Source organism: Yoonia sp., assembly GCF_036007805.1.
GTDB lineage: Bacteria > Pseudomonadota > Alphaproteobacteria > Rhodobacterales > Rhodobacteraceae > Yoonia.
Genome location: NZ_DASYOK010000250.1, coordinates 1 through 6,541 on the forward strand (window position 1 = coordinate 1; position 6,541 = coordinate 6,541).

Genomic DNA, 6,541 nt, shown 5'->3' on the forward strand with positions numbered 1-6,541 from the left:
GCATCGCCGCCAGCCCTAGGAAGAACGTCATATTGGCAAAGACCACGCAAAGGCCGCGCAGGATGTGCATTTTCAACCGCTTGGTGCGCGCAATCGCCCAGCCCGAAGTGAAGGGTGCGATCACCGCCATGATGATGAACAGCCCGATCACAGAGCGGATCAGCACGACCTGATGCAGCGCATAACCGCCACTGAGAAACTTGATGGCGACGTCATTGATCGAGAAAAATAACACCGACACCGCCGCGCAAATTGCGCCCAGCTTGGCCCCTGACATCTGCGTCACAGCTTTGCCGCCGCGCGCACGGCGCGCTCCAGCCCGTCCAGAAACCGCGCTCTGTCCGCCTTGCTGAACGGTTTGCCGCCGCCCTGGCGAAATGGATCAGCCGCGCGCATATCAGCCATCAGATCGCGGGTCGCGAGCACATTGCCGATATTGGCCTGCGTCAGTGCCTCGCCGTTATGTTTCAGCACGAGCGCACCGTTTTCAATACAGCGCGCCGCCAGAGGAATATCGCCAGTAATCACCACATCGCCCTTGGTCGCGTGATCGGCAATCCACATATCGGCCACATCAGGACCATCGGGCACGACCACCGTTTCCACCAACGGGTTCTGCGACGGCCGGATGCCTCCGTTCGAGACGACAAACATCTTCAGCTTATGCCGCGTGCCGACACGTTCGACCTCGGCTTTTACCGGGCAGGCATCGGCATCGATATAAATCACGAATAAAGCGCCTCGGCATGGAAGGCGACGTGATCTTCCATGAAGGTCGAGATGAAGAAGTAAGAGTGGTCATAGCCCTTTTGCAACCTGATTTGCCCTTCCTGCCGTTTGGCGGCCATGGCTTGGGCCAGATGTTCCGTCCCCAGCAGATCACCGAACTGGTCATCGGTGCCGGTGTCAATCAGGACCGGTCCGTCAAAGCCTGCATCCTGCATCAAAAGCGTCGCATCATGCTTGGCCCCTTTGGCGGCATCGCCGAAATAGGCGGTAAACTGTTTGCGGCCCCAGTCGCTGGCGGTGGGATGGCAGATCGGCGCAAAGGCCGACACGGACCGGAACCGCCCTGGCAAAGACATCGCGAGCGTTAGCGCACCATGCCCGCCCATGGAGTGGCCGATGATCGACTGGCGCGACATATCCAGCGGGAATTTCTCGGCCAACAAGGCTGGCAATTCCTCACTCACATAGGTCCACATCTGAAAGTGTTTGCTCCAAGGGGCCTCGGTCGCGTTCACATAAAAGCCCGCCCCTTGGCCCAGATCATAGGCTTCATCGTTGGGCACATCGTCACCGCGCGGCGATGTATCAGGATAGACCAGTGCAATCCCCTGCTCGGCGGCCCAGGCCTGCGCGCCCGCCTTCGTCATGGCGTTTTCATGGGTGCAGGTCAGACCCGACAGGAACCACAACACCGGCACAGGACCATCGGCGGCCTCGGCAGGTAGAAAGACCGCAAAAGTCATATCACAAGAACAGGCTACTGAGGCATGCTTGTACACCCCCTGCGTGCCACCAAAGGCGCGGTTCTCCGAGATCTTTTCCATGTGCTTCCCTTTCGTTTGCCCAAGGGCTAGCGCAGGTTCAGAAGCTTGTCACCCACGCAATGACCAAGGACACCGTCACAACGCTTGCCGCAGTCGAGATCAGGATCGCTGCAGAGACGCGCGTGGGGGCGACGCCATAGTGCTGTGCTAGAATATAGACATTGCCCGCGACCGGCAGCGCAGCAGCGGCAATCATTACGCCCGCAGTATAGGGATCGACGTCAAAAAGCATCAGTGCGGCAAATGCCACCGCTGCGGGATGCAGGATCAGTTTGCAGAGTGATAGCCAGCCTGCAACGGCCACTCGCTCGGCTGATTTGGTGGCCAGAGACGCCCCGATGGCAAACAGCGCACCGGGTGTTGCGGCGGCCCCCAGCAAGGTCAGAAACTCGTTTACTGGCACGGGCACCGGAATATCGTTGGCCGACACCAGCAAACCCAACGAGATCGAGACAATCATCGGGTTCTTGATCAGTCCAACCGTGACTGTCCACAAGACACGCGGCGACATCCTCCCGTCACGCGAGCCTGTGATCAGGATCACGATCAGACTGCCAAAGACGATCAGATCAACCGCCAGCACCATCATGACGGGGCCAACCGCGCCCTCGCCCAAAAGCAGCACCAACATCGGGATGCCCAAGAATCCGACGTTGCCGATCACGGCACACTGGCCCTCAACCGCCGCTTCGGTCATCGGCAAGCCGCGTCTGCGCGCAACAGCGACAGCCAGCAGATAGATCACCGTTGTAGCGCTCAGGTAGGCCAGCACGAATTGCCAATCAAGGATCTCTGCCAGAGACAGGTTGGCCGAAAAGCGAAAGAGCATCGCCGAGAGCGCAAAATAGAAAACGAACTTGGTCAGATAGGCCGTGGCCTCGGGCGTGAAGAACTTGGTCAGCCCCGATCCATAGCCCAAAGCAATGAGCATAAAGAAAGGCAAAGTCTGAAGAAAAATATCCCACATACGGGTTAATCAAACGTCCCTGTGGTGCGGGCCAGCAGCATAAAGGCGCGCGAAGTGCGGGTTTCGGCAAGGGCCAGTAAATCAGTATCGGTGGCGTCTTCCGCGAAGGTGACAAGGAACTGATCATAGCAGCGCAGAAAATGATGCACTGCGTCGCGGAAAATGGCGTCTTCGCGGGTCCGTCTGCTAATCAGGGACAGATAGGCCTGATCACGGATCCCGCCCAACTGCTCGACCGACCGCCCCCGCTCGCCCTTGGCAAACCGGCGCCAAAGATCCGCGCCAACCGGTGCGGGGCGCAGATCATCCATATAGATGCCATCTTGCGACAAGAGCGTCAGCACATCCTGACTGGCCTGCACCAGTTTGCGCGCATCACGATCACGTAGCGCGCGGCGCAGGGCGGCAAAACCGTCCGTATCGTTTTCATCATTCGGAAAATGCAGCGCCTTGACCAGATCAGGGCGCGCGATCGGCGGGCGGGCCTCCTCGGACGGGGTATCAAACGCCAGGGCCGGTTGATCAGCGGGCACCTGCGGCGCGGCGCGCGGGACGATCAGGCGGGACACCTCGCGGCGCGAGGCGAACTGCGATACAGGCGCGTCTTGCTGAGCTTCCGCAAGCGGCGGAGTTGGCGGCGCGGGCGCAGGTTCTGGCGGCGGAGGGGCATTGGGCACGACAGGTCGGGGAGCGGCGGACTCTTTCGCTGCGCTTTTGCTGGCCAGCATATCTGACAGCCGGTCGATGCTGGTCTGTGTCTGAAACAACTCGTGGCGCAGGTTGCGCACAGCCCGCGCCGAGGCGACCGCCACCCAGATCAATGCCGCAGGCAAGATAATCGCGAGCGCAACAAGAACGAACCACGCGGTGGCAAACCCGTCAGCAGGTGCCGGGTCTGGCCACGTCAGCCAAAACAGAAACGTCGCAACAATGACCCATGCGACTGACGCCGCAATCGCCAAAGGCTCGACCTGGCCAGGACCTGCGTCCAAGCCGGCACGATCAGTGTTGGATTTCTGCGCCATTTTTTGCGCACTTCCTATTTGAAGGTGATCGACAAGATCTCATAGCTGCGCACACCACCGGGGGTGCGGACCTCGACGCTGTCACCTTCGTCCTTGCCGATCAAGGCCCGCGACAATGGCGACTTCATATTCAGCTTGCCGCTTTCGATGTCGGCCTCATACTCGCCCACGATCTGATAGGTCTTTTCCTCATCAGTTTCCTCGTCGACCAGAGTAACAGTCGCGCCGAATTTGACGGTGCCGGACAGTTTGGAAGGATCAATCACATCCGCCAGCGAAATCACGCCTTCAAGCTCTTTCACGCGCCCTTCAATGAAGGACTGCTTTTCCTTGGCCGAGTGATATTCCGCGTTCTCGGACAAATCGCCGTGCTCACGCGCCTCCGAGATCGCACGGATAATCGCAGGGCGTTCCACGGATTTCAGGTGCTTGAGTTCGGCATCCAGCTTGTCAAAGCCAGCGCGGGTCAAAGGTATCTTATCCATCGCTACTCCCCTCCCGGGGGAAAATCATTCGTCCAGCGTTCATAGTCTATTAGGCAGAGGCCAAGTCAAGGCTTAGCCGCGATTAGATGTCGCGTGCGCCAATTTTGACGTCGTGTCTTGATTGCCCCTTAATCCGTCATCAGGTAACCCTTGCTACGACTGAATAAAAGGGGGCAAGCGCCCCGTATTTTGAAGGATTTGCCGATGGCCGAGATTGAACGCGAAGCAATGGAATATGATGTCGTGATCGTGGGCGCAGGCCCTGCCGGTCTCTCAGCGGCAATCCGGCTGAAGCAACTTGATGCTGAACTGAGCGTGGTTGTGCTGGAAAAAGGGTCGGAAGTGGGCGCGCATATCCTGTCGGGCGCGGTACTTGATCCGGTTGGCCTGAACAAGCTGATCCCCGATTGGAAAGAAAAAGGCGCGCCGCTGAACGTGCCTGTCAAGGAAGACAACTTTTACATGCTGGGTGAGGCCGGACAGCTGCGCATCCCCAACATCCTGATGCCTCCGTTCATGAGCAACCACGGCAACTATATTGTGTCGATGGGCAATGTCTGCCGCTGGATGGCCGAACAGGCCGAGGAAATGGGTGTCGAGATTTTCCCCGGCATGTCCTGCTCGGAACTGGTCTATGGCGAAAACGGCGAAGTCAAAGGCGTGGTCGCAGGCGAATTCGGCAAGAACGCCGACGGCACCCCCGGCCCGTCCTATGAACCCGGCATGGAACTACACGGCAAATACGTGTTCCTTGGCGAAGGCGTACGCGGATCCCTCTCCAAGCAGGTGATCGCGAAATACGACCTTGATGCAAAATCCGATGTCCAGAAATACGGGTTGGGCATGAAGGAAATCTGGGAAATCGACCCTGAAAAGCACCGTGAAGGCACCGTGACACACACCATGGGCTGGCCTTTGAACGGAAATGCGGGCGGCGGGTCTTTCATTTACCACCTTGAGAACAATCAGGTCTACGTGGGTTTCGTGGTTCACCTGAACTACAAGAACCCGCATCTCTTCCCCTACATGGAATTCCAGCGGTTCAAGCACCACCCGCAGGTGGCCGAACTGCTCAAAGGCGGCAAGCGCGTGGCCTACGGTGCGCGCGCCATTTCCGAGGGTGGTTTCCAATCCATGCCGCAGCTTGAATTCCCCGGTGGCGCGCTCTTGGGCTGTGCGGCTGGCATGGTCAACGTACCGCGCATCAAGGGCAACCATAACGCCATGCTGTCCGGCATCGCCGCAGCCGAAGCCGCGTTGGATGCTATCAAGGCAGGGCGCAGCGGCGATCTGCTGGAAGGTTACGACGCCGCCGTGCGCAAAGGCGAGATTGGCAAAGACCTGCGCAAGGTGCGCAACGTCAAACCGCTCTGGTCCAAATATGGCCTGCTCGGGTCACTGACCATCGGCGGGATGGACATGTGGATGAACACCTTCGGCAACGGGTTCCTTGGCACGCTGTCACACGGCAAATCCGACGCCGAAGCGACCGAACCCGCCAGCAAACACAAAGAGATCACCTACCCCAAGCCCGATGGCACGCTGTCGTTTGATCGTCTGACGAACGTATCGTTCAGCTTTACCAACCACGAGGAAAGCCAGCCTGCACACCTGCACCTGACCGACCCAGACGTGCCGGTCAAAGTGAACCTCGCCAAATACGCCGGCCCCTCAGCGCGCTATTGCCCGGCGGGTGTCTATGAATTCGTCGGTGAAGGGGCTGACACGAAGTTCCAGATCAACTTCCAGAACTGCGTGCACTGCAAAACCTGCGATATCAAAGACCCGAGCCAGAATATCACATGGACAGTGCCACAAGGTGGTGACGGGCCGAATTATCCGAATATGTAAACGATCAAGGGCCCCGCAAGGGGCCCTTTTCATTCATGCATATGAAAGCCGTGAATGGCGGCTGTGAGCCCGGATCGACTGCAAACGCCAAACAGAGCGAGACGGATGAGGTTCAGGGGAGAAGGACCGCAAAGTTGCCGTCTCAATAGGCCATTAATTCAGCATTCATGCAGTTTTTATTAGAATAAGACACGCCCAGCGTATTGTGGGCGCGTTTAACAGTGCAAAGGGAAGTAAGATGAATGTTCTTAAGGCTGCGATGTTCAGCACATTTACTGTCATATCCTTGGGATTGGCATCGGCCAGTTTTGCGGATGGCTGCCTCATAGATTGCGACCCTCCGTCACCAAAACCCGAGGAACCGGAAGGCGGTAACCCCGGAAATGCTAAGCCTGTAGGCAACAGTCCTTGGGATGGCATTACTGGCAATAGCGGCAACAATAATCCGGGACCACGCGCTGCTCCTATGGATGGTCAGCGGACGGACAATCCATTCCCGCAGCCCGGCGGCAAGGGCGACGGCCCGAGTAATGCAAACAAATGATCAGCAAAGGCGCCCTGCGTTGCACGGTAAATCATTGCTAGACAAAGTATGGGCTTGAAGCAGTCCCCCGCTACCCCGCTCAGCCGAGTGGGGTAGCGAATACTAGGAATTTTGAC

At 58.2% G+C, this 6,541-nt stretch carries 7 protein-coding genes and 1 pseudogene; 2 read left to right on the plus strand and 6 right to left on the minus strand.

Annotation, left to right across the window (positions count from 1 at the left end):
- The 6 genes and pseudogenes from VGP75_RS13535 to greA all read right to left on the minus strand — a co-directional run.
- Window positions 1–277: pseudogene (locus VGP75_RS13535) on the minus strand (EamA family transporter); the annotation flags it as partial.
- A gap of 5 nt (window positions 278–282) precedes the next feature.
- Entirely contained in the window at window positions 283–729 is a 447-nt protein-coding gene (locus VGP75_RS13540) for a YaiI/YqxD family protein (protein WP_327544173.1), read from the minus strand.
- Window positions 726–1,553, minus strand: a complete 828-nt coding sequence (gene fghA, locus VGP75_RS13545; protein WP_327544174.1) for an S-formylglutathione hydrolase — start codon at window positions 1,551–1,553, stop codon at window positions 726–728. Before fghA ends, VGP75_RS13540 begins: the two co-directional genes overlap by 4 nt.
- Before the next feature lie 37 nt (window positions 1,554–1,590).
- Entirely contained in the window at window positions 1,591–2,520 is a 930-nt protein-coding gene (locus tag VGP75_RS13550) for an AEC family transporter (protein ID WP_327544175.1), read from the minus strand.
- 5 nt (window positions 2,521–2,525) lie between these two features.
- Complete coding sequence (locus VGP75_RS13555) at window positions 2,526–3,545, minus strand: hypothetical protein (protein ID WP_327544176.1); 1,020 nt, start codon at window positions 3,543–3,545, stop codon at window positions 2,526–2,528.
- Between the two features lie 14 nt (window positions 3,546–3,559).
- A complete protein-coding gene (gene greA, locus VGP75_RS13560; RefSeq protein WP_327544177.1) occupies window positions 3,560–4,030 on the minus strand; it encodes a transcription elongation factor GreA in 471 nt (156 codons plus the stop codon).
- A 204-nt stretch (window positions 4,031–4,234) separates the two neighbouring features.
- On the opposite strand from greA, the gene VGP75_RS13565 reads away from it, so the two are divergent.
- Together VGP75_RS13565 and VGP75_RS13570 are read left to right on the plus strand one after the other, a co-directional pair.
- Window positions 4,235–5,881: an electron transfer flavoprotein-ubiquinone oxidoreductase gene (locus tag VGP75_RS13565; RefSeq protein WP_327544178.1), complete on the plus strand. Its 1,647-nt coding sequence runs from the start codon at window positions 4,235–4,237 to the stop codon at window positions 5,879–5,881.
- Between the two features lie 238 nt (window positions 5,882–6,119).
- Window positions 6,120–6,425 (plus strand): hypothetical protein, encoded by a 306-nt coding sequence (locus VGP75_RS13570; protein ID WP_327544179.1) that lies wholly within the window; start codon window positions 6,120–6,122, stop codon window positions 6,423–6,425.
- The last annotated feature ends 116 nt before the right edge of the window (window positions 6,426–6,541 follow it).

Excerpts from the sequence above, each read along its gene's own strand:
- VGP75_RS13550 (WP_327544175.1), bottom strand. The coding sequence starts at position 2,520 with ATGTGGGATATTTTTCTTCAGACTTTGCCTTTCTTTATGCTCATTGCT.
- VGP75_RS13555 (WP_327544176.1), bottom strand. The coding sequence starts at position 3,545 with ATGGCGCAGAAATCCAACACTGATCGTGCCGGCTTGGACGCAGGTCCT.
- VGP75_RS13570 (WP_327544179.1), top strand. The coding sequence starts at position 6,120 with ATGAATGTTCTTAAGGCTGCGATGTTCAGCACATTTACTGTCATATCC.
- fghA (WP_327544174.1), bottom strand. The coding sequence starts at position 1,553 with ATGGAAAAGATCTCGGAGAACCGCGCCTTTGGTGGCACGCAGGGGGTG.
- greA (WP_327544177.1), bottom strand. The coding sequence starts at position 4,030 with ATGGATAAGATACCTTTGACCCGCGCTGGCTTTGACAAGCTGGATGCC.
- VGP75_RS13565 (WP_327544178.1), top strand. The coding sequence starts at position 4,235 with ATGGCCGAGATTGAACGCGAAGCAATGGAATATGATGTCGTGATCGTG.